The sequence below is a fragment of the Mesorhizobium sp. M0768 genome, from assembly GCF_040320195.1.
In the GTDB taxonomy this organism is placed as follows: Bacteria; Pseudomonadota; Alphaproteobacteria; order Rhizobiales; family Rhizobiaceae; genus Mesorhizobium.
In genome coordinates, this window is the sequence record NZ_JAMYPD010000007.1 from 55,206 (window position 1) to 80,433 (window position 25,228).

A 25,228-nucleotide genomic window follows, 5' to 3' on the forward strand; every position below is an offset into this window, starting at 1 on the left:
TGTCAGCCTCCTGCCTTGGGCGATACGCTCGGCCCGGGGCGACCGGCCTGGGGGCCGGGCGCGGGTGGAACGCCCTGCGTCGCGATTTCGTGGAAAAGGTCCGGCTCGACCGAGCGATAGGTCGAAAGCGGCACGTCGGTGCTCTGTCTGGCCAGTTCCTGGTAGCTGGCCTTGTCGAGTGCCTGTCCCTGGCTTCGCGCCGAATTGACGAACGCCTCGAAGGCGTCCGCCGCGACGGCATGCAGCACGAATTGCATGCCTGGAAAACCGTCACCGCTGAAATGGGCCGACCGCCCATAGAAGTCACCCGGCTGATCCGCCTGCAGGTGAAGCTGCGTCGTCATGCCGTTCATCGTGTAGATCATGCCGCCGAGCTGAGGCACGAAGAACGCATTCATGACGCTTGCCGAGGTGAGCGAGAAATGCACCGGCCTGCCCGCCGGCACCACGAGCTGGTTGATGCTCGCGACATTCTGCTCGGGGTAGATGAACAGCCATTTCCAGTCGAGCGAGACGACCTGCACCTCGAACGGCCTTTGCTGGGAATCCAACGGCTTCATTGGGTCGAGGTCATGCGACCCGATCCAGATGATGCCGCTCAGAAACAGGATGACGAGGATGGGGATCGACCAGACTACCAGTTCGATGCGTCCGGAATAGGCCCATTCCGGCAGGTATCGCGCTCTTGTGTTGGTTTCCCGGAACCACCAGGCAAAGCCGAGCGTCGCCACGATCGTCGGGATGACGATGGCCAGCATGATAGCAACCGAATTGAGCAGGATCGTCCGCTGCGCCGCCCCCACCGGCCCTTGCGGATCGAGCACGCCGCCCTGGCAGCCGGCAAGCAGCCCGACCAGCAGGATCGTCGCGCCGAGGCAGCCAAGACGGATGGCGGCACAGTTTCGAACGATCACCCTCAGCAGCATGAGATCTCGCCGTTTCCTGAAAACCGATTGGAACGTTGCAGGCAGCGTGGCTGCCAACCCCGAATGTGCGCGCCGGTGTGCTCCTGGCGACAGTTTCTTCACGCACGCGGCTCCGGCTGGCAGAACCACACGCGGCGGACGTCATCGTTAAGCGGTCAACCTGTCGAGAACCCTCCAAATCCTAAAAACCAGCGGCAAATCCCAAGCAACCAGAGCCAAATCCTAAGAAACCAGAAACAGTACCCAGATCGAAGTTATCGCCAGAAACGTGGCGAATGCCAAGGCGGTAAACCGGTTCGTGGCCGCGCCCACGGTTGGTCCATTTAGTCCGCTCCCTGCGACGTAGCTGCTAATTTCAGTGATGCTGCTCCAGATGGCTGCGCCAACCGAACGAATGTTCGTCGCGAAAGTTCCCAAAAAGCCAGATCCATCGCAGCCTTTGGTTGAAGGCCGGCGGGCAACGCGATGCGCACCAGCGGCATGCGATGCGCACCAGCGGCGGTTGGGCGGCTTCCCTGTAAACGAAGCCGAGCCTTTTGCGTATGTAAAAATTACTTGTCTAGGTGAAAATAGTTGCTACTAATCGGCTGGGCCGGTTTCAGGGAGGAATTTCGGGCATGACAAGACTGCGCGGTCTCGCGTGGGATCACCGACGCTGCTGGGGTCCGCTCGACGCCAGCATCGGGCCGTATTGTGCCGCCAATCCCGGTCTTGAGATCGAATGGGACCGCCGCAGCCTCTACGAATTCGGCGAGGGCGCGCTTGGTCCGGTGCTCGGCGCCTATGATCTTGTCGTGTTCGACCATCCGTTCATCGGCGATATTGCCGAAGGCGGGCTGATGGTGCCGTTCGATTTGTCGGCCGAGCAGCGCCACGGCTTCGAACGGGATTCGGTCGGCGCATCCTGGCAATCCTACGCAAGGGACGGGCTTCAATGGGCGTTGCCGATCGATGCTGCCTGTCAGGTTGCCTCGTATCGCCCCGATCTCCTGGAGCGCTACGGACCGCTGCCGCGCAGCCATGACGAGGTGCTGGAGCTCGGCCGGCGCGCCTTGAAGGACGGCAAATGGCTTGGGCTGCCGTTGGTGCCGACTGACGCCATGTGCCTGCTTTTGACGCTCGGTGAGCCCCGGGAAGACCGCGACGAGTTCATCGCCGGGGAAAAAATCGAGCGGGCCGTCGGGCAATTGCGCCAGCTTGCGGCGCTGTCGCATCCGAACTCGCCGAAATGGAACCCGATCCGTTGCTACGATCACATGATTGCGCATGACGACGTGGTCTACGTGCCGTTCGCCTTCGGCTACGTGAACTACGCCTCTAAGGCAGACAGGCCGTATCTGCGCTTCGCCGACGTGCCGACGCCGCGATCCGCCGGCGCCTTGCTCGGCGGCGCCGGCATCGGCGTCAGCGCCCAATCGAAACACAAGCAGGCAGCCATCGATTACGCGCTATTTCTGTGCTCGCCCGGCTATCAGCGCGGCGACTATGTGAAATCCGGCGGACAGCCGGGGTCGCTGGCGGCGTGGCAGGATACCGAGGTCAACGCGCTCTCGGGCGGCTTCTTCGCCTCGACGCTGGCGACGATCGAAGCCTCTTATCTGCGCCCGACCCATCCGGGCTTCATCAGCTTCTTCCGCCAATGCGCCCCGCATGCCGCGGCGGCGATCGCCGGCGAATTGCAGGCGGCCGAGCTCGCGGATCGGCTGAACCGGCTCTATCGCGAGACCAGGCATGGCCAGCCGCAACGGAGCGTCGCGTAATGGCCGCCGATATTGCCCAGATCGTCGACGAAGGCGAAAGCGGCCGCAACGGCTATCGGGTGCCGGCGGTGGAGAAGGCGCTCGACATACTGGAATTCATGGCTGCCAGCGGCGAGCCGCTGACCCAGACCGAGATCGCCACCGGAATGGGGCGCTCCATTCACGAGATCTACCGCATCCTGCTGCTGCTGGAGAAGCGCGGCTACATTTTCCGGACGCAATCGGACCGCTTCCGCCTGTCGCTGAAGCTGTTCGAACTGGCGCATATGCATCCTCCGGTGAACCGCCTGGTCGAATGCGCGCTGCCGGTGATGCGCGGCCTCGCCGCCAATGCCGACCAGAGCTGCCATCTGGTCGTGCGCGAAGGCGAGAGCGCACTGGTCGTGCTGCAGATCGATTCGCCTTTGCCGATGCGTTATTCGGTTGCCCTTGGCTCGCATTTCCCGATCCTCGAAACGAGCTCCGGCGCGGTGCTGCTGGCGCATTCGAGCCGCGCCGAGCGCGACCGCATCGTCGAACGGATCGTCGCTGCAGGCGAAGGCCAAGGCAGCCGGGCGGAAATCGAAGCGCGGCTGAACGAGGTCGCAAGGCTCGGCTATGAAATGCGCGCCTCGCTGGCTGTCGAGGGCTGCACCAATATCTCGATGCCGGTGCGCGACCATACCGGCGCCGTCATTGCCGCGCTCACCGTCCCCTTCCTGCCGCAAAAGGCCGCCCGCTTCGATCGCAGCACCGTCTTCGAACGGGCGAAGGCGGCGGCCGAGGCGATATCGGCGGCGCTGGGCGCGGGCGAAGCTGCCCCCTCTTCACGTGCCGACCCGGAACGGCGGGACTATCCGTTCAGCAACTGACAAGAAATACAGGGAGAAGAAACATGAACTGGTCCAAATCGATGCTGTTTGCCTCGGCGGCGGTGCTTGCTCTGAGCGCCGCCGCGGCACACGCCGAAAACATGCCGAAGCGCATCGGCTACGTCACCAACTACGCCACGCATGAGTGGTATCAGAACGTCATCAAGGGCATGCAGTCACGCGCCAAGGAACTCGGTATCGAGCTCGAGGTGCAGGACGCCAATCTGGACGTTGCCAAGGAGGTCTCCGCCGCCGAAGATTTCATGGCCAAGGGCGTCGACGTCCTGATCATCACGCCCGTCAACGAGGAAGGCGTCGTGCCGCTGCTGCGCCAGGCGAAATCCAACAACGTTCCGGTCGTGCTCGAAGGCAATCCGGTTAAGGGCATGACCACAATGGTCGCGATCTGCGACTACGACACCGGCTACACCGCCGGCGTCGAAGCCGGCAAATACGCCAAGGAAAAGCTCGAAGCCAAAGCCAAGGTGATGAATGTCGGCCTGCCGCTGCTGTCCGCCACCGTGCTGCGGTCGCAGGGTTTCATGGATGGCCTCAAGACCATCGTCCCCGACGCGGTCATGGTCCACGACCTCGACGGCGGCGGCAATCCCGATCGCGCACTCGAAGTCTCTTCGGCGGCTCTTGCCAAGAACGCCGACATCAACATCATCTACGGCATCAACGATTCCTCCTCGCTCGGCGGCCTTCAAGCCTGGAAAGCGGCCGGCAAGTCGCAGGACGGCCTCTTGACTGTCGGCACCGGCGGCGAAGGCCTCGCCTTCATCAATGCGATGCAGAACGAACCGTCCTACCGCATCGAGGCCGCGATGTTCCCGGAAAAGGAAGGCTACACCGCCATCGATGCAGCGGTTAAGCTCTTCAATGGCGAAGAGGTGCCGGAACACATCGTCAGCCCGACCGCGCCGATGAACGGCGACGACTGGAAGAAGTTCTACGACTACGATGGCACCACACGCAAAATCAAATGGGATGCCGTCAATGCGCTTCAGCCACCGGAAAAATGCATGAAAACTTCCGCCGATCTGAAGAAGTAAGGATTCCGGGTAGCCCTTCCCGCACGGCGGGAAGGGCGGCGGATCGGATATGCCGAACGGCAAAACAGGGCAACCGTCCTGTTTTGGCCGGCAGTTTCCAGATGGCGACGGCACCGATACGGGCCCGGAAATGAAATGGACATGAGCGAGCTTACGCAACCCTCTGCGCCAAGGCGTTTCATCGGCGGCCAGCTGCTGGGCAGCAGCCAGCTGGTGCTCGGCGTGATCCTGGCCGTGCTCTGCATCGCCATTTCGATTGCCGCGCCGCAATTCTATTCCGAGGCCAACATCATCGCCATCCTGCGCCAATGCGCCCTGGTGCTGATCGTTGCCTCCGGCATGACGATGCTGATCATCACTGCGGAAGTCGACCTGTCGGTCGGTGCATCGCTGGCTTTTGTCGGCTGCATCGGCATGGCCGTGCTCAATTCAACGCACAGTCTGACGCTCGGGCTGCTGGCGGCGCTCGCCTTTTCAGGCGCGGTCGGCCTTTTCAACGGCCTCGTCGTCACCAGCCTCAAGGTGAACTCGCTGATCGCCACCATCGGCACCATGATGATGCTGCAGGGCGGCGTTTACCTGTTCACCCGCGAGGCGGTGCAGAACCACCACCGGCTTGCCGGCTTCACCGATCTCGGCGCTGGCTATATCGGCGCGATCCCGCTGCCCGTGGTCGTTGCCGCGGTGATTTTCGCGCTGGCCGCGGCAACGCTGCGCTTCACCACGCTCGGCCGTTATCTCTACGCTGTCGGCGCCAACGAGCGCGCGGTTCGTCTCTCCGGCGTGCGCTCGCAAGGGCTGAAACTGTTCGCCTTCGTCGTCACCGGCCTGTGCGTCGGCGTCGCCGGCATGATCCTGTCGTCGCTGATGAATGCCGGCCAGCCGACCGCTGGCCGCGGCTTCGAGCTGACGGTGATTGCCGCCGTCATCCTCGGCGGCACCAGCCTGCTTGGCGGCCGCGGCTCGCTGCTTGGCACGTTGCTGGGCGTGCTGGTGCTGAAGGTCATCGACAACGGCATCATCATCCTCGGCTGGAACCAGGACCTGCAGATGGTGGTGCCCGGCATCGTCATCATCGTGGCGACCTTTCTCGACATCGTGCGGAACAGAGCCAATGTCGGTTGATTTCCTTCACCCCGGCGAAACCGTGGCTGTCGACAAAAGCGTGCCGGCGCTGGAGATGCGCGGCATCGGCAAGCGTTTTCCCGGCGTGATGGCGCTGGACAATGTCGATCTGACCTTGGAACCCGGCAAAATCCATGCCCTGATGGGCGAGAACGGCGCTGGCAAGTCGACGCTGATCAAGATCATGGCCGGGGTCTACGGCAAGGATGCCGGCACCATCCGCCTGCGCGGCCGCGAGGCCGACATCAAGTCGCCGCGCGATAGCCTGAAAGAGGGCATCAAGGTGGTGTTCCAGGAGATCGCGCTGATCGCCGAATTCAGCGTCGCCGAAAACATCTTCCTCGAAGGCTATCCGACCGGCAAAGGCGGCTCGATCGACTGGAAGAAGATCCGTGCCGATGCGGCCGCTCTGTTCAAGCGTATCGGCTTCAACGTCGACCCGGCGGCGCGCACGGGATCGCTGCCGGTCAGCCAGCAGCAGATGGTCGAGATCGCCCGCGCACTCGCCCATGAGGCCCGCGTCGTGGTGATGGACGAGCCGACCTCCTCGCTGACGCCTAACGAGGTCTCGCTGCTGTTCACCGTCATCCGCCGGCTGGCCGCGCTGGGCATCGCGGTGCTCTATGTCAGCCACAAGCTCGACGAGGTCTTCGAGATCGCCGACACCGTGACCGTGCTGCGCGACGGCCGCCACGTCTCGACCAGGCCGATCGGCCAACATACCAACGACACGCTGATCCAGGACATGATCGGCCGGCGCATCGAAAACCTGTTCCCGCGCAAGCGCGGCGCGCCGGGCAGCAAGGTCGCGCTTTCCGTTGAAGGACTCAGCACCGCCAAGAAGCTGAAGGATGTGTCGTTCGAGGCGCATGCCGGCGAAGTCCTCGGCTTCTTCGGCCTGATGGGCGCCGGCCGGACCGAGCTCGCCAAGGCCATCGTCGGCTACGACCCGATCACTTCCGGCGCCATTTCGGTCGATGGCAGCCGGCTGCTGCCGCACGAAACGCACACCGGCGTCCGGCTCGGCATCGGCCTGCTCACCGAGGACCGCAAGAGCGAGGGGCTGATGGGCGAGTTGCCGGTCTACCAGAATGCCAGCCTCGCCTCACTCGGCGCCTTCGCCAGAATGGGCTTCATCGACAAGGCCAGGGAACGCAAGGCGGTGCAGGACTATGTCGACCGTTTCCGCATCCGGACGCCCAGCCTGTTCCAGCAGGTCAAGAATCTGTCCGGCGGCAATCAGCAGAAAGTGCTGATCGCGCGCTGGCTGATGCGAGGCCTGAAGGTGATCGTCGTCGACGAGCCGACCCGCGGCATCGACGTCGGCGCCAAGTCGGAGATTTTTGCGCTCATCGACCGGCTCGCCGGCGAGGGCCTGGCGGTCGTCATGATGACGTCCGAAATGCCCGAGCTGCTGGGGCTTGCCGACCGCATCGCGGTGATGTGCGAAGGCCGCCTCACCGCGATCATGCCTCGCGACGAGGCCATGCAGGAGAACATCCTCAATGCGGCAATCGGCTAAGACGATGACGCTTCGCAAAGGGACCAAGCGATGAGCCTGGCAAGCACCGACTCCATGAAAGCTGGGCCGTCCATGCTGGCGCGGCTCGTCGCGCGGCAGGAATTGGCATTGCTCCTCTGCCTCATCCTGGTGATCGCGTTCTTTTCCTTCACCGCCGAGAATTTCTTCTCCGTGCGCAACATCACCAATGTGCTCGGTCAGGCTTCGCTGGCGCTGACAGCCGGCATCGGCTGCGCCATCGTCTTCATATCAGGCGAGGTCGACATCTCGATCGGCTCGCTGCTGGCGACGATCGCACTGCCGCTGATCATCATCATGAACGACACGAATTCTCTGCTGCTCGGCATCAGCGGCGCGCTGCTGTTCGGGCTGATCATCGGCGTCGTGAATGGCTATCTGACGGCCTATGCCGGCATCAACTCGCTGATCGTGACCCTGGGCACGATGTTCATCATGCGCGGCGGCGTTTATCTCTATACCGGCCAGCGTGCTATTCCAGACGACGCCGCGCTCGACAGCTTCATCGCGCTGTCGGACGGCCGCCTGTTCAACGTCGTTCCCTATTCGGCTGTCATCGCCATCGTCCTGCTCGCCGTCTTCGCCTACGTGATGCAGCACCGGCCGTTCGGGCGGCAGATCTATGCCATCGGCGGCAATCCGGAAGTGGCACGGCTGGCGGGTTACGACGTGCGCCGCGTCAAGTTCACCTGCTTCATCATCAGCGCGCTGCTGGCGACGGTAGCCGGCATCATCCTAGCAGCCCGCGTCGGTTCGGCGCAGCATACGGCCGGGCTGAATTTCGAGTTCCAGGTCGTCGCCGCCACCGTGCTCGGCGGGGTGAGCCTTGCCGGCGGCATAGGCAGCCTGACCGGCATGGCGCTCGGCGTGCTGATCCTGCAGTTCCTGTCCAACGGCCTGCGCGGTCTCGGCCTGCCGACCGAGTGGCAACTGGTCATCACCGGCATGATCATCATTGCCGCCGTCGCCTTCGACGAAGCAAAGCGCCGGCGCGCCATTGGAGGCTGATATGGATCGTCTCAAAGGGAAAACCGCAATCGTCACTGGCGCCGCCGACGGCATCGGCCACGCGATCAGCGAGGCGATGGCAAGGGAAGGCGCGCACGTCTTCCTCGGCGACATCGCCGACGAGAAGGGTGAAAAATTCGCAGCCGAGCTGCGCGCCGCCGGCCACCGCGCCGACTACATCCATTGCGACGTGGCGGAGGAGGCCGACATCGTCGCCCTGATCGACGCAGCCGTCGGCAAGACCGGCCATCTCGATATTCTCGTCAACAATGCCGCCATCGCCATCGGCGGCATGCCGGTTCACGAAATGAGCGACGAGCAGTGGCACCGGCTGATCGCGGTCAACCTTACCAGCGTGTTCCGCGGCTGCAAATCTGCGCTGCCACATATGATCGCGCAGAAATCGGGCTCGATCATCAACATGGCCTCGGCACAAGGGCATATCGGGCTCGACGGCTGGACCGCCTATGCCGGCGCCAAGGGTGCGGTGATGGCGATGACGCGCCAGATGGCGGTCGAGTTCGGCCCGCTCAACATCCGCGTCAACTCGATCTCGCCCGGCACCATCAACACGCCGATGAACGACAAATTGGTCAAGGAGATCGGCGGCAATCTCGCCAAAGCCTGGGTCAAGATGCATCCGCTCGGCCGCATCGGCAAACCGTCCGAGGTGGCCGAAGCCGCCGTCTATCTGGCCTCCGACGCCGCCGGCTTCACCACCGGTACCGACCTGCGCGTCGACGGCGGCCTCACCGCGGCACCCCGCTACGTACCCGACCTGCTTTGACAACCAACGAGACATGAAATGAACAAAGCCCTCGAAGGCGTCCGCATTCTCGATTTCAGCCATCTGCTGCAAGGGCCGTTCGCCACGCAGCTGCTCGGCGACATGGGCGCCGACATCATCAAGATCGAGCGTGCCGGCGCCGGCGACATGTTCCGCGGCATGACCTTCTTCGCCAAATGGGTCGGCGGCTCCGAAAGCCCGAATTTCCTCGCCTGGAACCGCAACAAGCGCTCCATCGCGCTCAACCTGAAAAGTCGCAAGGTGCATGCCATCATCATGGACATGGCTGAGAAGGCCGATGTGGTGGTGCAGAATTTCCGCCCCGGCGTGCTCGCCAGGCTCGGCTATGGCTACGAGGATTTCAGGGCGGTCAATCCCGCCATCATCTATTGCTCGGGTTCCGGCTATGGCGAGGAGGGCCCCTACGTCGAGCGCCCCGGCCAGGACATGCTGATCCAGGGATTGTCCGGGCTGATCTCCAACACCGGCCGCGGCGATCAGGCTCCTGTTCCGGCCGGTGCCGGCCTGGCCGACCAGATCGGCGCCATGAACATGGTCTACGGCATCCTGTCGGCGCTCTACTATCGCGAGAAGACCGGCAAGGGCCAGAAAATCGAGGTCAATCTGCTCGCCGGCATGCTGGCGCATCTCAATCAGGAATATGTCGCCGTGCTCAATCTCGGCGAGGATTTCGTGCGCCCGAAGTCCGGCATCGGCCACCCCGGCATGCAGGCGCCGTTCGGCGTCTATGAAGCGAAGGACGGCGGCTATGTGTCGATCGCCATGAGCCCGTTCAAGACGCTGTATGAAGTGCTGGAGGCGCCGCAGCTTGCTGTCTACGACGATCTGAAGACGCTGTTCGACAGGCGCGACGAGGTGTTCGACAAGGTCAACGCCGAAACCAGGAAGTTTGCCACGCAGGACCTGCTGGCGCGGCTGCTGGCAGCCGACATCTGGTGTGCCGAGGTGAAGGACATAAGGCGCGCAGCCGAGGACCCGCAGGTCAAGCACCTGGGCATGATCACCAGCTACGATCATCCGCGCGGCGGCAAGGTCAGGGTGGTCGCGCCGGCGGTCAAGATGAGCGAGACGCCGGCTACCATAGAGCGGCCGGCACCGCTGGTCGGCCAGCATGGCCGCGAGATACTGGCCGAGTTCGGCCTCTCCAGCGGCGAGATTGCAGCGCTTGAGGCGTCCGGCGATATGACCGTGGATGCTGCCTGACGATGAGCGTTTACCAGACACTCAGCTTGGAAATATCCGGGCGCGTCGCAGTCGTCACCTTCCGGCGCGCCGATCAGCTCAACGCCATGAACCGGCTGATGCAAAGCGAGATCACCGAGGTTTTCGAAGCGCTGTCGCAGGATGACGGCGTCGGCGCGATCGTGGTGACCGGCGAGGGGCGCGGCTTCATGGCCGGCGCCGACATCAAGGAATACGCTGCCCAGACGGCTATCGAGTTCGACGCCTTCCAGGCCGCCGGCACGCGCATGTATGCGGCGGTCGAGAACAACCGCAAGCCGGTCATCGCCGCGGTCAATGGCTTTGCGCTCGGCGGCGGCATGGAGCTGGTGCTGTGCTGCGACATCGTCATCGCCAACCAGTTCGCGAAGCTCGGCCTGCCCGAGATCAAGCTCGGGCTGGTCCCGGGCGGCGGCGGCACGCAGCGCAGCGTCCAGAAGCTCGGCCGCAACCGCTCCAACCTTTTGCTGATGACCGGCGCCATCGTGCCGGCTTCCGAGCTCGCCGCCGGGCTGGTCAACGAGGTCGTCGACGCCGAAAAGCTGATGCCGCGGGCGCTGGAACTCGCCGGCATGATAGCCGCCGAACCGGCTGCCGCGATCGAGGCATTGAAGGCGCTGACGGCGCACGCCGTGTCGGGCGACTTGGCGGAAGGCCTTGCCATGGAGCGCGACGTACTGGGCGGGCTTTATCGTAGCGAGACCGGCCAGCAGCGGGTGAAGGCGTTCGCCGAAAAAAGCGCCGCGCGGCCGAAGGCTGGGCAATAACATCCCTGGTCAAGCAAAACCGGCCGCGCTTCACCGATGTCGAGGGCCTGGCCGCGATGGTCGGCGGCGGCGACGTCTTCGGTGTCGGTGGCCATCATTTTGCCCGGCTGCCGATCGCCTTGTTGCGGGCCATCGCCCGCTTGGGCGTCAAGGATCTTCGCTATGTCTGCTGGGCCGGCGGCCTGCCGCTCGAACTGCTTCTCGAAGCGAATGCCGTGGCGGAGGTTGATATCTGCTTTTCCAGCCTCGATATTTTTGGCTTGCCGCCGCGCTTCCGCGCGGCTGCCGAGACCAATGCCGTGCCGGTCCGCGACTGGACGGCGCTGGCCATGATCCAGGCGCTGCGGGCGGGGCAGCAGAACCTGCCGTCGATGCCGTTTCAGCTTCCGGAGGGTTCGGACATGCTGGCGCGCGTGCCGGGTGCGATCGCCGTGCCCGATCCGATCGCGGGAATCACGACCGGGATCATCCCGGCCTTGCGGCTCGATACGTTCGTCGTCCATGCCCAGCGTGCCGACGAGAGCGGCAATGTCCAGATCATCGGACCACGGGCGCTGGATTTCGCCCTGGCCGGCGCGGCGCGCGAGGTGCTGGTGACGGTCGAGGAGATCGTCCCGGTCGGAGGGCTGCGGCATGATGGTCGGCAGAGCATTTTGACCCGCAACCAGGTGTCGGCGATCGCGCTGGCACCAGGCGGCGCCTATCCCGCCTCCTGCCTGCCATTCTATGTGACGGACTATCAAGCGTTAGCGGAGGCGTTCGCGGCCAAGGAAATACCTTTGTCGGACAGCCTGAGCATGCCTTCGGAAGGCGTGCCGGAGCGGGTTCAAGACGCTGCAAAAGTCGGCGCTGAAACAGTCCTCGCAATGCCCAGGCTCGTGCACGGCAACAAGGAGGCGTCCATCGACGAGATCATCGCCGCCCGCATCGCCGCTGAGCTCGACAATGAGAGCTTTGCCAGTGCCGGCGCGGTGTCGCCGCTCGCCAATGTCGCCTACCGGCTGGCCAAAGCGACGCACGCGCCGGACATGATCATCGCCACCATGAGTTGCGGCCATCTCGACATAGCACCGAGCCGGATGATCCTGTCGCTGATCGAAAGCCTCGATTGCGAAACGGCGGTGGCGCATGCCGGCGGCGACGACACCTATTCGACCTACTATCAGGCCGGCGCGGTGACGCATGAGATCGTCGGTGCCGCGCAGGTCGACCGCCGTGGGCGCGTCAACACCATTGCGCTGCGCAAGTGTGACGGCAGCCTTATCCGGCTGCCCGGGCAAGGCGGCATGGCCGACGTCGCCAACATGCATCGCGATTATCTGCTCTACGTCCCCCGCCATTCCGTGCAGTCGCTGGTCGAGACGGTCGAGATTGCCAGCTCGGCGCGCGGCCTGTTGACTGAGGCCGAACGCGAGCCGATGGGCTATCGGACCGGCGCGGCATTGGTGTTCACCGACCTTTGCGTGTTTCGGCTCGACGGGGAGAGCCGGCAATTGGCCGTCATCGAGACCATGCCGTGCGTGACGCGCCAGCAGCTCCAGGATGCCACCGGCTTGCCCTGACATTCGATGCCGATTGCCACGAAGTTGCGCTACCCTCAAACGAGACGCTCGACATCCTGCGAAACCGCATCGACCCGCTCGGCCTGCGGCGCCTCGAATTCGTCAGCGCCAGGGAGCGCAGCGCCCTGATCGCCGAGATCCTGGCCACCGACCGGCGGATGGTCGAGCGCTGCATCGCCGCACAGCGGTCGCATACTGCACCGGATTGAAGGGGGTGCGCATGGCAAAGCCGTTGCTCGAAATGTCGGCCGCGAGGGTCTTCTTCGATGGCATCTTCACCAGCCCGCGCATCGCCCATCCGGAAGGCGTGGCCATCCATCGCGACGGCTCGATCTGGTGCGGCACCGAAACCGGCGACCTGCTGCGCTTGGCCGCCGATGGCGGCTCGGTCGAACGCATGGGCGGTACGGAGGGCTTTCTGCTCGGCATCGCCTTCGATAGCGCGGGAAACTGTTTTGCATGCGATTTGAGACATTCGGCGATCTTTCGCTGGGATGCCGCGACGGCTGGTATGCAGCGCTTCGCCTCGGCCGGCATCCGCGTGCCGAACTATCCGATCGTCGACGAGACACGCGGCTGGCTCTACGTGTCGGACAGCCTCGGCGAAGACAACCGCTCCGGCATTTTTCGCTACGATTTGAAGACCGGCGAAGGCGGCCTGTGGTGCAGCGAGACCATGGCCTTCGCCAACGGCATGGCGATGGCGCCGGGTGGCGATGGGCTTTACGTCGTGGAAAGCCATGCGGCCTGCCTCAGCTATGTGCCAATCCGTGCCGACGGCACGGCAGGACCTCGCCAACTCGTCGTGGACGGCGTGAGCAACGTTCCCGATGGCGTCGCCTTGGCGCCGGACGGGTCGCTGTTCATCTCATGCTACGAGCCCAGCCGTATCTATCGCTGGCGAAAGGATAGCGGGCTCGAGGTGCTGATCGAGGATCCGGCGGCAACGACGCTCGCCCACCCAACCAACATTGCTTTCAAGGGCGACAAGCTCTACACCGCAAATCTCGGCCGCTGGCACATCACCGAAATCGACTTGACGGCGATTTCCTAGATCGGGCCGAACCGGGCGGCGCTGCCCTATCCCAGCCGCCCGTGACTCGATCGGATGCGCAACACCTGCACCCGCGACGGCAGCTCGATCAGGAACTCTTCGTCCCGCTCGAGATGGTGGATTTTTGTCGGATCGCCGCCGGTGAGCGCCGCCATCGCCTCGACGTTTTCCCAATAGGAGATCGTCACGAATTCCGAATGGGTCGTCGTGTCCTCGCGAAAGGTCTGAACGCCCAGGGCCTTCTCGATCAGCGGCTTGATGCCGGCCTCGTAATTGTAACTCTCATAGGCATCCGCCTTTTCAGGCACGGTTCTGCCGCGCCAGATACGAGCGATGGTCGGGGATTTCTCTGTAGCTTTCTCTGTCATGGCCAATGAATTCCTGCTGGTCTGATTGGTCCGCGGCGTTCGGCAAGGCCAGCCAAGGAACGCATCTCCCCGGCTGGCAGCCTGGTATCCAGTTGCCGGCGACTTTTTATCCTCCCCGGCCGACGAGCTCGCGCTGCCCCAGACAGGCCTCCTGCCGACCGGTAGGAGACTTACTCCTGATCCTCGGCGCCGCCTCCGTGGAAGAAGGACCGGATTTCCTGCATGTCGACGCTGCCGTCACCGTCCTCATCGACGGCGTTGAATATTCGCCCGACGAAATCCTGGACTTCGCTCTGAGAAAGCGCGCCATCGCCGTCCGCATCTACTATGGCGAACATCACTCGCATCTTCGCGCCATGCATCCCGCGTGGAATGCCGCCGCGCCCTCCCATCTCCCACCCTCGCTCAGGCGGGCCCATCCTGTAGTCGCGATGCCAGCGGTCGGGACCTCGCCGTTCTGTCCAGGGCGCGCGATCTTCCTGCATTCTCTCCTCCAGCATCTCAGTCATCATCTGGCGCATCATATCGCGCATGGCATCCTGGCTCTGCCCGATCACTCCGGGCGACGGTTCGGCGCCACGATCCGGTGCCGGCGCGGCGGGCGCAGGTGGGCTCGTCTGGCCGAATGCCGGCGCGGCCAACATGGCCAGCGCCGCGACAATTACAGTGGTTTTGCTTGCGAGCGTCATCGTATTCTCCATCGGTATGAATTGTGGCCGAATATGTCTGCATCCAAGCCAAACCGGCTGCTCGCCTCATGGTTCCTGGGCAGTCGGCACAACGGCGGAAAAGTCCACCCGATCGCGGCAACGAAAGCTCGTTGTCCACGTTGCCATGGATGGATGCGACGCTCCACCAGGAGGAAAAAATGGCCGACGATAAGAGCAAGCGAGATTTCCGCGAGCGCGACCGCGTTTCTACGGAAGACGACCGTGAAGTCGAGTATTTTGCCCAACAGAACGGCATCACCGCCGATCAGGTCCGCCAGCTGATCAAGAGCTTCGGCAATGATCGCGGGCGCCTGACCGTAGCTGCGAAGGCATTGCGAGGGATTTCACCTGCCGGAGCCGACGAGGTGACCAGGGAAGCCCGCCAGCAGGCGACACCCATGCATCTCGGCAAACCCGACGAGTGATGCCAGGCAACTGCTCTGCCGCTGCCGCGGGCGTCAGAACTTGCGGCTCAAATAGTCCGAGCCGCGCAGGCCGAACCGCCACTCTGCATCGACAGCCTTGGAAATGCCGATCCGGCGGCCTGTCAGAACGGCGCTGGCGTCGCCCGGCTGCCTGAATTCGAATGGCGGCACGTCCAGCGGCAGCCCGTCATGGGATTTGTCGATTGCCAGCGCCTGGCAAAGGCGACCCGGTCCCGAACAAAGCAGCCGGGGATCGTCAACGCCGCGATTGGCCCGCATCACCTCCAGCCCGGATTGCGGTTCGATTGCGCGGACAAGCACGGCACTGCCGGGCAGGCACACGGCATTGAGGCACCAATGCAGGCCATAGGAGCGATAGACATACGCGCTGCCTGGGGCGCCGAACATTGCGCCGTTGCGCACCGTCCTGCCACCGAACGCATGCGAAGCCGGGTCATCCGGGCGATAGGCCTCGGTCTCGACGATGATGCCGCCAACGCCGTGCAAGAGCAGCGAGGCGCCAATCATGTCGCGCGCCACGGTGGTGGCGTCACGGGCAAAGAAACGATGGGTCGTGGTCATTGTGCGGCAGACTCGATCGCGCCTGGACCTGGCGCGTCAGCAAGTTCCCGGACCGGACACGAAATGTCCAGCCACAGCTCTCGGATGAAGGTATTCAGCGCAGCATGGCTGCGCCGATGAAAACCGCCGCGGCCAGCACGACGATGGCGGCAATCACCAGCACCGGCCAATATCTGCTCGGTTGGACGTCGGGCTCATCCGTCAGCGGGCGCATCGCATTGGCATAGCTCGCCTGGTTGGTAAACTTCGCCGTTTCATGGCGCGCGGCAGGGCTCTTCGGCGGAGCGTTGCCGGCTGATTCCGCGTCGGTCTCCATGGGAGCCGCAGCCGGATCGATGCCCGGGGTCTTGTCCCCTTCGCGCCCGGCGTCGATATCGCCCCGCGCTTGAGCCGGGCTTCGCCCAAGAGGTGCTGCGTCGGTCATCGTCGAGGTCCTTTCAGAGCATCGGCCTCAAGCATTCTAACCTGCGTCTCATTTCAAAGTTCCCCCGTTTCAAAATTCCCCGGTTCAAAGTTCCCCCGTTTCAAAGTGCCAACGAGCGGAAACCGCCTGGGCCTGCTTCCAGGAACAACCGGCGATCGAGCGGGTTGAGCAAGCATCGGGAGAGCAACATGGACTTGGTGCGCCACGCGCCCAGATCGGCAGTTCGAAACAGGCTCCAGCGCATGATCTACTTCACCGCCGACACGCATTTCAGCGACCCGCGCATTTTGCGCATCGACCGCCGCCCGTTCGGCTCGCTGGCGGAACATGACCGGTCGCTCGTTGCGTTCTGGAACGAGACTGTCGGGCCGGACGACGAGGTCTGGCATCTCGGCGATTTTGCCAGGGGATCGGCCGCGTTCGTGTCGTCGCTTCTGGCGTCTCTTCATGGCAGCAAGCATTTGATCATCGGCAACAACGATGCTGCGGCCACCATCGAGGCCACAGGTTGGGCGAGCACGCAACACTACAAGGAGCTGGCGCTCGACGGCAGTCTGCTGATCCTTTGTCACTACCCTTTTCGCACCTGGAACCAGATCGGCAGGAAATCGATCGACCTGCATGGCCATTCCCACGGCAGGCTGACCCCGGTCACGCGCCAGTATGACGTCGGCGTCGACAGCTGGGATTTTCGTCCGGTCACGCTGACCACCATCCTTGCCAGCCGCGGCCGAAGGGCGGCGCGGCAAAGCCGTCAAAAAGTCGAGTGATCGAAAGTGCCGGCCGTGCGTTGAGGAATTTCAACGCCAGGGAGCACGCCATGAACAGACGTGAACTGATCGATGCCGACGGCGGCAAGCGTGTCGCAAAGCCCATCCCGCGCGATGCCGCGTTCGACAGCACCTTGGCCCTGCTGCGTGAGGGCTATGACTTCATTTCGGCCCGCTGCCGGCGCATGAACACCGACATCTTTGCGACGCGCCTGATGCTGCGGCCGGCAATCTGTGTCCGTGGTGCCGAGGCTGCCGAGATGTTTTATGGCGGCGACCACTTCACCCGAATTGGTGCGATGCCGCAGACCACGCTGCGTCTGCTGCAGGACAAGGGCAGCGTCCAGGCGCTCGACGGCGCCGCTCACCGCCACCGCAAGGCGCTTTTCCTGTCGATCCTGTTGGATGGTGACCAGATCGAGCGGCTCCGCGCAACCTTCCGTCGCGCCTGGCTCGACCAGCTGGAAGACTGGCAGCGGCGTGACGAGATCGTCCTGTTCGACGCCGTAAACCTCGTCCTGACCCAGGCGGCAGCGGCTTGGGCCGGCATCCCCGCCGACAAGGATCGCGCCGAACTCTGCCGCGAGCTCAGCGGCATGGTCGAGAACGCCGGCGGCATTGGGCCGTCGACCGTGCTGGCGCTGTGGCGGCGACGCCGGACCGAACGCACTATCGGCGAGCTTGTACGGCGCGTTCGAAGCGGCGCGCTTGATTTGCCGGCAAACAGCCCGGTCCGCCTGGTCAGCGAACATGTCGATGCCGAGGGAATGCCGCTCGATCTTGCCAGTGCCGCGGTCGAAATCATCAACATTATCCGTCCAATCGTCGCCATCGGCCGCTTCATCATGTTTGCGGCGCTGGCGCTTCACCAGCACCGCCAATGCTATGACAAGTTCGCCGCCGGCGATGACGACGGGCTGGAAGCCTTCGCCGAGGAGATTCGCCGGCTCTACCCGTTCTTCCCGTTCATCGGCGGCCGCGCCCGCCACCCCTTCGAATGGAAGGGCTACCGTTTCCACCAAGGCGACTGGGTCCTGCTCGACCTGCACGGCACCAACCATGATCCGCGCCTGTTTGTGGAGCCGGACCGATTTATCCCGGAGCGCGGCTTGAGCTGGAAAACCCACGGCTTCGACTTCATCCCGCATGGCGGCGGAGATCCGGCGACTACCCATCGCTGCCCCGGAGAAGCCGTCACCGTCGCGCTGATCATGGACGCGGTTCGCCTGCTGACGCGGTCGATGGCCTACCAGGTGCCTGATCAGGATATGACCGTCTCGCTTGCCCGCATGCCGGCGCGGCCGAAATCCGGGTTCAGGATAGATAATGTGCGGCAAACACCCCGCTGAAAGGCTGCCGGTCGAACCGGAACCTCTGCGGAGCTGAGGCGTTCGAAAATTGCAAGGCGTAAAGGCAAACGCAATGGCTCAGAAGATCACGACAGGCGCGAACGACCGGCCGCGCAATGAAACCATCGGCCAATCCGGCGAAGGCCTGCCGGACGATAGCAGCAGGCCGCTCGAGGTCGACGAAGGCTGGGTCGCCCGGCTGAGAAACAAGCTGCAGGGCAAGCCCCGGCAAGCCGGTCAGACCAACACGGACGAAGTCCCCGCAGGCACTCCAGGCGCTGGCGAGAATATTTGCCGCCGCTGTGCAGGGTCAGGCATGATCGACGGCCGCACCTGCCCCGAATGCGGCGGAACCGGCAAGGTGACGACGCCGATAGGCGGAGGCTGAGCAATTCCAGGAAAAGTGTGAAGCGGTTTTCCGTCCGGTATTTGCGTCAAACAATACGATAGACCGGTTCTGCGTTTCCGCGGAACGATGAACCGTCCAGCGGCGGTCAGATCGCCGGCACCCACTTCCAGAACACGCCTTCCTTGCGTTCGGGGTAGTGCTTGAACTCGCATTCGAAGCGCCAGCCGTAGTTCTTGGCGGCGGCAAGCGCCTCCTTGCTGACCGGGTTCATGCCGGTTCCCGGCGCAAACCAGTCCTCCAGCAAGTCGTCGGGGATATAGGCGCCGATCCTCAAAGGCAGCTTTTCGAGGACGACATCCATTTCAGGTGGTGCAGGCACGGGGGCGCTCCTTTGAAACCTACCCGCGAAGAAGCCGTTTAACGCCAAGCGGGTTCATTCTTCTGTTCATAGTCCTGGAACGCCTTCTGGAGACCGCCGATCACCTCGGCGGACGTCTCGAACATCGCCTTCAGCTGCGGCTCATCGACCTTCTCGATGTCCTCGCGAAGGTGCTGCTTCACCTCCTCCAACTTTTTCTGCATTTTCTGCGTGTGGTGGCGCGGATCGCGGTCGGCAGCGCTAGTCATGATCAATCTCCAATTTGTGGATCTCGGAGAACTCGCCCGGCTCTGAGGATCGACAGGCGGGTTTGCAGCGTAAACGGCTTGCCGATAGCTGTGGTTCCCGACTGCGGATGCGGTCTTCGCGCGCCCAACGCGCTGTTCCTGGGTTCAACCGCCCGGTAGCAAGTCCGAAGGGCGCTTGCCGCGAATTCAAGACGCAAGCAGTGGCAGACGAGCATTGATGAAACTGAGAACTGATGGCGTCTCTGGCCAAGGACGGCAATCCACGACCTATAGCCTACGCCTCGTCCGCGATCCATTCGAGCGAGGCGCCATGCGGGTCAGTCCAAGCTACAGGGAAGCTGTTCGCAGATAGGAGGAAGCGGCCAGGCGGCCAGCTTGTTCCGGCGCGTGTGGCGATGGACGGGAAGACGCGAGGGAACTCGTTCGATACCCAATAAGGCGAGAGACGCATCGCCTGCTCGGCGAAAGCTTCTCTGTCACCAAGGTCGGAGACATAGTCGAGGACGGCTGTGTGAAAGATGACGAGTGTAGCGTCGTTTGGCGCTTCGTTGCAGAGTTGCACGAGGTCGCTCCCGCGCAGGTCGCCCTTCACCACCCGAGGCTTGACTGTGGCAGCTATCTTTAGGGCCGCCCGGAGATTGGCAAGCCGTGCTGTCTGTTCCGGCCAGACCAGTGTCTCAAGCCATGCGACTTGCGAGTCGTCCGAAGCATCTATCGGGCTCAGGTCCAATCCCGCCCGCCAGACGACTTGCGGCAAGGCCGTCGGCAATGGCGTTGTTTCGCTGGCGAGGCATCGGAAAACAGGCGGCTCCAAGGCCATCGCAGGTGCGCGGATCGCCTTGCGTCCGTAGTCATAGCCGTAGAGGTCGGGCATGAGGCAGAGCCCTGCGGAGGTCCCGACCTCGATGAGGGCCAGCGGCTGCGGCAAACGCGCCAGGACGGGGAGCAGGGTGGCGCATCTTCCCGGCTCGTTGGTTTGCGTTGAGCGCTCGAGCATGAGCGAGCGGATAGCGTCGGGATTAGCCTGAAGCGCCTGGCGAAGCTCGGTCCACCCTGTCGGCGTGCCGAACAGGTGACGCACCGCTGCAAGTAGAAGGTTCGGTTGCCGCTTTAGGTCCGGAAGAGTCGACAGGAAACCGAGTGCCTCCCGATCCCCAGCGACTGCCCGAGCCAACTCCTCGTAGAGCGGCGAGCGACCGCGAGCTTCCGTATCGGCGAAGCGAATATATCGGGCTGAGATCTCGGCCAAGCCCTCCTCGTCCATATTCGCTGATCCTCGGTCCCAACGTCTCATCACAGTACACGATCCACGGATCTGGCTGGAGCCAGGCCCGGCGTTTTTACACAGGCTTGACCCCCGCGGACTTTCCCGCGGTCGCCTGCTTAACCGTTGCGCTAGGAGGCTGTGCGCAATCCAAAATCTGGGGAACTGGTGTCTCGCCCAGGGGTGCGGTCCACCATGTCTCCGGTATAAACCGCAACCCATGTCTCCGGGTTGGACATTTGAGATTGGCGCACCCGACAGGATTCGAACCTGTGACCTCTGCCTTCGGAGGGCAGCGCTCTATCCAGCTGAGCTACGGGTGCTTTCAGGATCGGTGATCCCAAAAACGAACCAGCCGGTAAACCGGCCAGCCACGGCTTCTTAGCGGAAGCAGGCGCCGGCTTCAACGGGCAATCGCCAGCGGGCTCAAACTGCCGTAGCAGCCCGGGGGAGACAGACACCGTCCCGTCCGCCGCCACCGCCTGCTCATTCGGTCACGGTAAGCACCGCCTTGCCGCTGATGCTGCGCTGCCGCAGCGCGTCGAGGGCTTGACCGACGTCCCGCCACGGCACGGTGAGGACCACCCGCGTTTCGAGCCGGCCGGCTGCGATCGGCGCGAGCAGCGAGGCGATGTCGGCGCCTACCTCCGGACCGGAGGCGTAGTAGGCGAAGGTCTGCAGCCGAGCGCCTTCGTGCCCCGGAACGAACTGGCGGAAGCCGATGGGCGTGAGTTCGCCGCTGCTCGAGCCGAACATGACGACTGTCCCGCCGGGCGCGATCCGTTCGATCGCGTGGGCGAGGCTATCGCCGCCCACCGATTCGGTGATCAGCGAGAACAGTCCTTCGGCCAGCTCGATCGTTTCGACGACCCGCTCGGCTCCGAGGCCGCGGAGATCGTCGGCATGCCGCTCAGCGGCGACGGCCACCACCGACGCGTCCTGCTGGCGGGCGATCTGGATCTGGAAACGGCCGACCGCGCCGCTTGCGCCGGTAATCAGGACCCGCTGGCCGGCCAGGTCACCGCCGAGGCGCAGGGTCCGCAGCGCGGTCGTGCCCGCGACCGGAACAGTGGCGGCGGAGACGAAGCTGACGTCGTCCGGCAGGACGGCGAGGTGGTCGGTCGGAACGGCGACCCGTTCGGCCCACCCGGCCTCGTCGACCAGAGCCGCAACCCTGGCGCCGACGGCCGGCCCGGAGCCGTCGGCCGCGGCGCGCTCGACAATTCCGGCGACGTCCTGGCCAGGCACCCAGCCGTTCGGACGGATGTTGAGCAGGCGCAGTTCGCCGCGGTTCAGCGAGACTGCCCGGACCGAGACCAGCGCCTCATGCGGGGCGGGCTCGGGCTCACCAAGCTCGGCGAGCCGCAACCCGGTGGCGCTGTCGGAAGATGTGACCAAGGCGAGCATCGGTATCGTCCCTTCTTGCTGCGTGGCGGACGCCAGCCTGTTTTCGTGCGCCGGGCTTGTTGGTCCGACGTTCAGAACGCGAGCAGGGCACTGAAACCCGCCCTGCCGTCTTCTGAGTTACTTAAGGCCCTAAACTATCGACTTTCCTGTTTGAGTAATTTAGATATCTTGGCAGTTGATCGCTAGAATCAGTCAATATGAGACAGCCTCTCCGCTACCCCTGGCCTTTCGACCCGGACGATGTCCTCGCCCCGGCAATCGCCGTGCGCGTTGACGTTACCGAAACCAGGGCGGAGGTGCCGGACCACCACCACCACAAAGGGCAACTCGTCTTCGCGCTGGGCGGTGGCGTCACATGTCGCGTCCCCAGCGGCCTGTGGATGGTGCCGCCGCATTGCGCGGTGTGGATTCCCGGCGACATGGAGCACAGCAATATCGCGACCGCCAATGCCCGGATTTTCTTCGTCTATATCGAACCGGGAGCTACCGACTTGCCGGACCGGTGCTGCACGCTTTCGATCACGCCGTTGCTGCGCGAGCTCATCATAGAGCTGACGGATCGCGTTGAGGACGATGACGCGAGGGGCGAGCTCCTGACCAGGGCTCTGCTCACCGAACTGCCGCGCATGCCTGTCCAGCAGCTGCATTTGCCGATCTCGTCCGAGCCGCGCTTGAGGCGCATCGCGGCGGCGTTGGCGCAAGATCCTGCCGATCGCAGCACCCTGGCGGAATGGGCTAGTCGCGTCGCGCTCAGCGAGAGCAGTCTCGCACGTCTCGTGGTGAAAGAGACAGGGCTGACCTTCGGGCGCTGGCGCCAGCAACTGCACCTGATCGTCGCAATGCGCGAGCTGGCCTCCGGCGCCAGCGTGCAGCAGGTTTCGGCCGATCTCGGTTACGAATCGGTCACCGCCTTCATCACCATGTTCAAGAAAGCGCTTGGCAAGCCGCCGGCAAAGTATCTCAGCAGTGTCGCGCAAAACGGCGGCTCTGCGTTTGTCGCCTGAACCCGTACGCGGTCAACACTCGGACGTCACCTCTCACTGCTCCTCGGCGTACAGCAGCCGCGTCTTTGCCTCGGAGGTCGGCAACAGGCTGCGCTGGATCAGCGCCTCGACGTGGTCGTTGCGCTGGCGCGCGCTGTCGGCGCCCATCACCACGATGATCAGCCTGTGCCCGTCTGCATTATAGGAGGTGACGATGTTGAAGCCCGAAGCCCTGATGTAGCCGGTCTTGATGCCGTCGACGCCGCGCACCCGGCCGAGCATGTCGTTGTGGCCGCGCACCAGCCTGCCGCGGAACATGAAGTCGCTTTCGGAGAAATAGTGGAAATGCTGCGGGAAGCGGGTGTGCAGCGCCATGCCGAGCACCGCCATGTCGCGCGCGCTGGTGTGCTGGTCACCGTCCGGCAGGCCCGAGGCATTGCGGAATACGGTGCTGCTCATGCCGATCTGGCGCGCCTTGGCGGTCATCATGCCGGCGAACGCCTCTTCGCTGCCGCCGAGATATTCGGCAACGGCGACCGCCACGTCATTGGCCGATTTGACGACGATGGCGCGGATCGCCGAATCGACGTCGATGGTCTCGCCGCGCCTGAACCGCAGCTTGGTCGGCGGCTGCCGGGCGGCGTTGTCCGACACCGGAACTTGTGTCTCCTTGCTGATGCGGCCAGAATCCAGCGCCTCGAACAGGAGGTAGAGCGTCATCATCTTGGTCAGCGACGCCGGATAGCGCGGCGCCGTCGAGTTGACCTCGAACAGCGTCTTGCCGGTGCCGGCATCGATGACCATGGCGGCATATTTCTGCGGCGGCGCCGGTACCGCCAGCACGCTGTCGGGCGGCGTGACAGTCGTGCAGCCGGCAGCAAACAGCAGCAGCGCCAGCACAGCGACGCATTTGTGGATGGACGAAAAGAACCGGAAGGCGGACAAGTCAGTTCCGAAGGCAGGCAGTTTCTGAGACGAGGCGAAGCTATCTTAACGCAAAGGCACAGTCCATTTGGTTAATATCGGTCTGGCCCTCGAACGGTGCCCTGTCCACAGGCCGACGTGGCGCCGCCTGATGTGAATTGCCGGCCACCGCGCTTGCGCAACCGGCGGCGAGTGGGCTTTGCTGGCGCCGACAGAATCGGGCCGCCAGAATCGGGCTGAATCGGTAGGTGCACATGGATACGGTCACGATCACGGCGAAGGGCATTTCGGTATCGGTCGATCTTGCCGTCGGCCATCTCGCCGACATGACGGTCGATATCGATGGCCGCCGGCTGAAGCCGCTGCATCGCGCACCCTGGGTCGGCGAGCCGCGCGAGATGCTGCCGAAAGACCTGCCCGAAGGGACGGTCCACCTGTCCGGCGATTTCCTCTGCGCACCCTTCTCGATCAGCGACGTCGAAGCGGCACCTTTGCATGGCTGGCCGGCAAATAGTCGCTGGGACGTCGTCGACAGCGCGGCAACGGCCGACGGCTGGCGCGCCGTCTTCCGCCTGCAGCGCCCGGTCATGGGCGCAACCGTCGACAAGATCCTGACCTTGCGCGACGATCATCCCTTTCTCTATCAGGAGCACGTCTTTTCCGGCGGCGCCGGCGCCATTCCCGTCGCCCACCACCCGATGACGGTGATGACGGCCGGCGGCGGGCTAGCGTTCTCGCCGAAGCGCCTTGCCGCAACGCCGAGTGAGGCGCCGGAGCCCGATCCGGCCCGCGGCCGCTCGTTGCTCGCCTACCCGGCGCGAACCGCCGACCTGACGCGCTTTCCCGCTGCCGACGGCGGCACGATTGACCTGACCACCTATCGCATGGACCAGCTGCGTGAGGACTTCGTCACGCTGGTCGAAGCCGACCATGGCGGACCGGGCTGGACGGCGCTGGCGCGCCAGGCGGAAGCCGATCTCGTGCTGGTGCTGAAGAACCCGGCCGAACTGCCGGTCACCATGCTGTGGGTCAGCAATGGCGGGCGCGATTATGCGCCATGGAGTAGCCGCCACCGCGGCGTGCTCGGCATCGAGGACGGCCGCACGGCCGTCGGCCACGCCGCATCGCTCGGCGACAATTGGCTGAAGCGCGAAGGCGTGGCGACCGCCTTTGCCCTTTCCGAAGGGCGCCGCTTTTCGTTCCGCCATGTCATCGGCGCACTGCCATGGCCATCCGGCGAGCCGCCGCACGACGTCACGACCTCGCCGGGCCGCATGCGCATCCTGGCGGCTGACGGTGCCGTGCGCGACATCGGCTTCGACGGCGATTTCCTGCCGATCGGCCAATCCAGGCCCGATTGAAGGCTTGG

Annotated in this window: 28 protein-coding genes and 1 tRNA gene; 17 read left to right on the top strand and 12 right to left on the bottom strand. The window is 64.0% G+C overall.

Annotated features, from left to right (window positions below; translation table 11 throughout):
* Positions 1 to 2: 2 nt before the first annotated feature.
* Positions 3 to 926 carry a ubiquinol oxidase subunit II gene (gene cyoA / locus NKI08_RS11705; protein ID WP_352769330.1) on the bottom strand — a complete coding sequence of 308 codons (924 nt, stop codon included), beginning with the start codon at positions 924 to 926 and terminating at the stop codon, positions 3 to 5.
* A gap of 617 nt (positions 927 to 1,543) precedes the next feature.
* Between cyoA and NKI08_RS11710 the strand changes: the two genes are divergently transcribed.
* The 10 genes from NKI08_RS11710 (at position 1,544) to NKI08_RS11755 (ending at position 12,623) form a co-directional block, all read left to right on the top strand.
* Positions 1,544 to 2,686, top strand: a complete 1,143-nt coding sequence (locus NKI08_RS11710) for an extracellular solute-binding protein (RefSeq protein WP_352769333.1) — start codon at positions 1,544 to 1,546, stop codon at positions 2,684 to 2,686.
* Positions 2,686 to 3,537, top strand: coding sequence for an IclR family transcriptional regulator (locus NKI08_RS11715; protein WP_352769336.1), 852 nt, complete (start codon positions 2,686 to 2,688; stop codon positions 3,535 to 3,537). The genes NKI08_RS11710 and NKI08_RS11715 overlap by 1 nt, the downstream gene beginning before the upstream one ends.
* A gap of 23 nt (positions 3,538 to 3,560) precedes the next feature.
* A complete protein-coding gene (locus NKI08_RS11720) occupies positions 3,561 to 4,592 on the top strand; it encodes a sugar ABC transporter substrate-binding protein (protein ID WP_352769339.1) in 1,032 nt (343 codons plus the stop codon).
* Between the two features lie 141 nt (positions 4,593 to 4,733).
* Positions 4,734 to 5,717 (top strand): ABC transporter permease, encoded by a 984-nt coding sequence (locus NKI08_RS11725; RefSeq protein ID WP_352769342.1) that lies wholly within the window; start codon positions 4,734 to 4,736, stop codon positions 5,715 to 5,717.
* Entirely contained in the window at positions 5,707 to 7,239 is a 1,533-nt protein-coding gene (locus tag NKI08_RS11730) for a sugar ABC transporter ATP-binding protein (RefSeq protein ID WP_352769345.1), read from the top strand. The genes NKI08_RS11725 and NKI08_RS11730 overlap by 11 nt, the downstream gene beginning before the upstream one ends.
* 30 nt (positions 7,240 to 7,269) lie before the next feature.
* Positions 7,270 to 8,265, top strand: coding sequence for an ABC transporter permease (locus NKI08_RS11735; protein WP_352769348.1), 996 nt, complete (start codon positions 7,270 to 7,272; stop codon positions 8,263 to 8,265).
* A gap of 1 nt (position 8,266) precedes the next feature.
* Positions 8,267 to 9,052, top strand: coding sequence for an SDR family NAD(P)-dependent oxidoreductase (locus NKI08_RS11740; protein WP_352769351.1), 786 nt, complete (start codon positions 8,267 to 8,269; stop codon positions 9,050 to 9,052).
* 18 nt (positions 9,053 to 9,070) lie between these two features.
* Complete coding sequence (locus NKI08_RS11745; protein ID WP_352769354.1) at positions 9,071 to 10,276, top strand: CaiB/BaiF CoA transferase family protein; 1,206 nt, start codon at positions 9,071 to 9,073, stop codon at positions 10,274 to 10,276.
* 2 nt (positions 10,277 to 10,278) lie between these two features.
* A complete protein-coding gene (locus tag NKI08_RS11750; RefSeq protein WP_352769357.1) occupies positions 10,279 to 11,061 on the top strand; it encodes an enoyl-CoA hydratase/isomerase family protein in 783 nt (260 codons plus the stop codon).
* Positions 11,062 to 11,117: 56 nt separating this feature from the next.
* The gene (locus NKI08_RS11755; protein WP_352769359.1) at positions 11,118 to 12,623 is read left to right on the top strand and encodes a CoA-transferase; all 1,506 of its coding nucleotides are present in this window, start codon (positions 11,118 to 11,120) and stop codon (positions 12,621 to 12,623) included.
* Positions 12,624 to 12,658: 35 nt separating this feature from the next.
* Here the strand turns inward: NKI08_RS11755 and NKI08_RS11760 are convergent, their stop codons facing one another.
* A complete protein-coding gene (locus NKI08_RS11760) occupies positions 12,659 to 12,817 on the bottom strand; it encodes a hypothetical protein (protein WP_352769362.1) in 159 nt (52 codons plus the stop codon).
* Positions 12,818 to 12,843: 26 nt separating this feature from the next.
* Here NKI08_RS11760 and NKI08_RS11765 point away from each other — a divergent pair, with 26 nt between their 5' ends.
* The gene (locus tag NKI08_RS11765; protein ID WP_352501148.1) at positions 12,844 to 13,677 is read left to right on the top strand and encodes an SMP-30/gluconolactonase/LRE family protein; all 834 of its coding nucleotides are present in this window, start codon (positions 12,844 to 12,846) and stop codon (positions 13,675 to 13,677) included.
* Between the two features lie 26 nt (positions 13,678 to 13,703).
* Here NKI08_RS11765 and NKI08_RS11770 read toward each other — a convergent pair whose 3' ends face one another.
* Positions 13,704 to 14,045 carry an antibiotic biosynthesis monooxygenase family protein gene (locus NKI08_RS11770; RefSeq protein ID WP_352539894.1) on the bottom strand — a complete coding sequence of 114 codons (342 nt, stop codon included), beginning with the start codon at positions 14,043 to 14,045 and terminating at the stop codon, positions 13,704 to 13,706.
* Between the two features lie 170 nt (positions 14,046 to 14,215).
* Positions 14,216 to 14,734 (bottom strand): EF-hand domain-containing protein, encoded by a 519-nt coding sequence (locus NKI08_RS11775; RefSeq protein ID WP_352769366.1) that lies wholly within the window; start codon positions 14,732 to 14,734, stop codon positions 14,216 to 14,218.
* Between the two features lie 23 nt (positions 14,735 to 14,757).
* Here NKI08_RS11775 and NKI08_RS11780 point away from each other — a divergent pair, with 23 nt between their 5' ends.
* Positions 14,758 to 15,180, top strand: coding sequence for a DUF3606 domain-containing protein (locus NKI08_RS11780; protein WP_352539896.1), 423 nt, complete (start codon positions 14,758 to 14,760; stop codon positions 15,178 to 15,180).
* 33 nt (positions 15,181 to 15,213) lie between these two features.
* Here NKI08_RS11780 and NKI08_RS11785 read toward each other — a convergent pair whose 3' ends face one another.
* Together NKI08_RS11785 and NKI08_RS11790 are read right to left on the bottom strand one after the other, a co-directional pair.
* Entirely contained in the window at positions 15,214 to 15,762 is a 549-nt protein-coding gene (locus NKI08_RS11785; protein ID WP_352539897.1) for a DNA-3-methyladenine glycosylase, read from the bottom strand.
* A gap of 94 nt (positions 15,763 to 15,856) precedes the next feature.
* Positions 15,857 to 16,186 (bottom strand): hypothetical protein, encoded by a 330-nt coding sequence (locus NKI08_RS11790; RefSeq protein ID WP_352539898.1) that lies wholly within the window; start codon positions 16,184 to 16,186, stop codon positions 15,857 to 15,859.
* A 242-nt stretch (positions 16,187 to 16,428) separates the two neighbouring features.
* On the opposite strand from NKI08_RS11790, the gene NKI08_RS11795 reads away from it, so the two are divergent.
* The 3 genes from NKI08_RS11795 to NKI08_RS11805 all read left to right on the top strand — a co-directional run bounded on the left by NKI08_RS11795 (position 16,429) and on the right by NKI08_RS11805 (position 18,693).
* A complete protein-coding gene (locus NKI08_RS11795) occupies positions 16,429 to 16,956 on the top strand; it encodes a metallophosphoesterase (RefSeq protein ID WP_352539899.1) in 528 nt (175 codons plus the stop codon).
* Between the two features lie 50 nt (positions 16,957 to 17,006).
* A complete protein-coding gene (locus NKI08_RS11800; RefSeq protein WP_352769371.1) occupies positions 17,007 to 18,305 on the top strand; it encodes a cytochrome P450 in 1,299 nt (432 codons plus the stop codon).
* Positions 18,306 to 18,378: 73 nt separating this feature from the next.
* The gene (locus tag NKI08_RS11805; RefSeq protein ID WP_352540042.1) at positions 18,379 to 18,693 is read left to right on the top strand and encodes a hypothetical protein; all 315 of its coding nucleotides are present in this window, start codon (positions 18,379 to 18,381) and stop codon (positions 18,691 to 18,693) included.
* Between the two features lie 106 nt (positions 18,694 to 18,799).
* Here the strand turns inward: NKI08_RS11805 and NKI08_RS11810 are convergent, their stop codons facing one another.
* The 5 genes from NKI08_RS11810 to NKI08_RS11830 all read right to left on the bottom strand — a co-directional run bounded on the left by NKI08_RS11810 (position 18,800) and on the right by NKI08_RS11830 (position 21,952).
* Positions 18,800 to 19,033, bottom strand: a complete 234-nt coding sequence (locus tag NKI08_RS11810) for a hypothetical protein (protein WP_352539901.1) — start codon at positions 19,031 to 19,033, stop codon at positions 18,800 to 18,802.
* A gap of 38 nt (positions 19,034 to 19,071) precedes the next feature.
* Positions 19,072 to 19,281, bottom strand: a complete 210-nt coding sequence (locus tag NKI08_RS11815) for a hypothetical protein (protein ID WP_352474763.1) — start codon at positions 19,279 to 19,281, stop codon at positions 19,072 to 19,074.
* 274 nt (positions 19,282 to 19,555) lie between these two features.
* Positions 19,556 to 20,545 carry a DUF2332 domain-containing protein gene (locus NKI08_RS11820; RefSeq protein ID WP_352769375.1) on the bottom strand — a complete coding sequence of 330 codons (990 nt, stop codon included), beginning with the start codon at positions 20,543 to 20,545 and terminating at the stop codon, positions 19,556 to 19,558.
* A 246-nt stretch (positions 20,546 to 20,791) separates the two neighbouring features.
* A tRNA-Arg gene (locus NKI08_RS11825) sits at positions 20,792 to 20,868 on the bottom strand.
* 163 nt (positions 20,869 to 21,031) lie between these two features.
* Complete coding sequence (locus NKI08_RS11830; RefSeq protein ID WP_352769378.1) at positions 21,032 to 21,952, bottom strand: zinc-binding dehydrogenase; 921 nt, start codon at positions 21,950 to 21,952, stop codon at positions 21,032 to 21,034.
* Positions 21,953 to 22,149: 197 nt separating this feature from the next.
* On the opposite strand from NKI08_RS11830, the gene NKI08_RS11835 reads away from it, so the two are divergent.
* Positions 22,150 to 22,956, top strand: coding sequence for an AraC family transcriptional regulator (locus tag NKI08_RS11835; protein WP_352769381.1), 807 nt, complete (start codon positions 22,150 to 22,152; stop codon positions 22,954 to 22,956).
* Between the two features lie 33 nt (positions 22,957 to 22,989).
* Here NKI08_RS11835 and NKI08_RS11840 read toward each other — a convergent pair whose 3' ends face one another.
* Positions 22,990 to 23,880 (bottom strand): D-alanyl-D-alanine carboxypeptidase family protein, encoded by an 891-nt coding sequence (locus NKI08_RS11840; protein ID WP_352769384.1) that lies wholly within the window; start codon positions 23,878 to 23,880, stop codon positions 22,990 to 22,992.
* 233 nt (positions 23,881 to 24,113) lie between these two features.
* Between NKI08_RS11840 and NKI08_RS11845 the strand changes: the two genes are divergently transcribed.
* Positions 24,114 to 25,220, top strand: a complete 1,107-nt coding sequence (locus tag NKI08_RS11845; protein ID WP_352769387.1) for a hypothetical protein — start codon at positions 24,114 to 24,116, stop codon at positions 25,218 to 25,220.
* Positions 25,221 to 25,228: the final 8 nt, after the last annotated feature.

What these genes read in the sequence shown, in the direction of transcription:
- cyoA (WP_352769330.1), bottom strand. Translation starts at nt 926, where the DNA reads ATGCTGCTGAGGGTGATCGTTCGAAACTGTGCCGCCATCCGTCTTGGC.
- NKI08_RS11710 (WP_352769333.1), top strand. Translation starts at nt 1,544, where the DNA reads ATGACAAGACTGCGCGGTCTCGCGTGGGATCACCGACGCTGCTGGGGT.
- NKI08_RS11715 (WP_352769336.1), top strand. Translation starts at nt 2,686, where the DNA reads ATGGCCGCCGATATTGCCCAGATCGTCGACGAAGGCGAAAGCGGCCGC.
- NKI08_RS11720 (WP_352769339.1), top strand. Translation starts at nt 3,561, where the DNA reads ATGAACTGGTCCAAATCGATGCTGTTTGCCTCGGCGGCGGTGCTTGCT.
- NKI08_RS11725 (WP_352769342.1), top strand. Translation starts at nt 4,734, where the DNA reads ATGAGCGAGCTTACGCAACCCTCTGCGCCAAGGCGTTTCATCGGCGGC.
- NKI08_RS11730 (WP_352769345.1), top strand. Translation starts at nt 5,707, where the DNA reads ATGTCGGTTGATTTCCTTCACCCCGGCGAAACCGTGGCTGTCGACAAA.
- NKI08_RS11735 (WP_352769348.1), top strand. Translation starts at nt 7,270, where the DNA reads ATGAGCCTGGCAAGCACCGACTCCATGAAAGCTGGGCCGTCCATGCTG.
- NKI08_RS11740 (WP_352769351.1), top strand. Translation starts at nt 8,267, where the DNA reads ATGGATCGTCTCAAAGGGAAAACCGCAATCGTCACTGGCGCCGCCGAC.
- NKI08_RS11745 (WP_352769354.1), top strand. Translation starts at nt 9,071, where the DNA reads ATGAACAAAGCCCTCGAAGGCGTCCGCATTCTCGATTTCAGCCATCTG.
- NKI08_RS11750 (WP_352769357.1), top strand. Translation starts at nt 10,279, where the DNA reads ATGAGCGTTTACCAGACACTCAGCTTGGAAATATCCGGGCGCGTCGCA.
- NKI08_RS11755 (WP_352769359.1), top strand. Translation starts at nt 11,118, where the DNA reads ATGGTCGGCGGCGGCGACGTCTTCGGTGTCGGTGGCCATCATTTTGCC.
- NKI08_RS11760 (WP_352769362.1), bottom strand. Translation starts at nt 12,817, where the DNA reads ATGCGACCGCTGTGCGGCGATGCAGCGCTCGACCATCCGCCGGTCGGT.
- NKI08_RS11765 (WP_352501148.1), top strand. Translation starts at nt 12,844, where the DNA reads ATGGCAAAGCCGTTGCTCGAAATGTCGGCCGCGAGGGTCTTCTTCGAT.
- NKI08_RS11770 (WP_352539894.1), bottom strand. Translation starts at nt 14,045, where the DNA reads ATGACAGAGAAAGCTACAGAGAAATCCCCGACCATCGCTCGTATCTGG.
- NKI08_RS11775 (WP_352769366.1), bottom strand. Translation starts at nt 14,734, where the DNA reads ATGACGCTCGCAAGCAAAACCACTGTAATTGTCGCGGCGCTGGCCATG.
- NKI08_RS11785 (WP_352539897.1), bottom strand. Translation starts at nt 15,762, where the DNA reads ATGACCACGACCCATCGTTTCTTTGCCCGTGACGCCACCACCGTGGCG.
- NKI08_RS11790 (WP_352539898.1), bottom strand. Translation starts at nt 16,186, where the DNA reads ATGACCGACGCAGCACCTCTTGGGCGAAGCCCGGCTCAAGCGCGGGGC.
- NKI08_RS11795 (WP_352539899.1), top strand. Translation starts at nt 16,429, where the DNA reads ATGATCTACTTCACCGCCGACACGCATTTCAGCGACCCGCGCATTTTG.
- NKI08_RS11800 (WP_352769371.1), top strand. Translation starts at nt 17,007, where the DNA reads ATGAACAGACGTGAACTGATCGATGCCGACGGCGGCAAGCGTGTCGCA.
- NKI08_RS11805 (WP_352540042.1), top strand. Translation starts at nt 18,379, where the DNA reads ATGGCTCAGAAGATCACGACAGGCGCGAACGACCGGCCGCGCAATGAA.
- NKI08_RS11815 (WP_352474763.1), bottom strand. Translation starts at nt 19,281, where the DNA reads ATGACTAGCGCTGCCGACCGCGATCCGCGCCACCACACGCAGAAAATG.
- NKI08_RS11820 (WP_352769375.1), bottom strand. Translation starts at nt 20,545, where the DNA reads ATGGACGAGGAGGGCTTGGCCGAGATCTCAGCCCGATATATTCGCTTC.
- NKI08_RS11830 (WP_352769378.1), bottom strand. Translation starts at nt 21,952, where the DNA reads ATGCTCGCCTTGGTCACATCTTCCGACAGCGCCACCGGGTTGCGGCTC.
- NKI08_RS11835 (WP_352769381.1), top strand. Translation starts at nt 22,150, where the DNA reads ATGAGACAGCCTCTCCGCTACCCCTGGCCTTTCGACCCGGACGATGTC.
- NKI08_RS11845 (WP_352769387.1), top strand. Translation starts at nt 24,114, where the DNA reads ATGGATACGGTCACGATCACGGCGAAGGGCATTTCGGTATCGGTCGAT.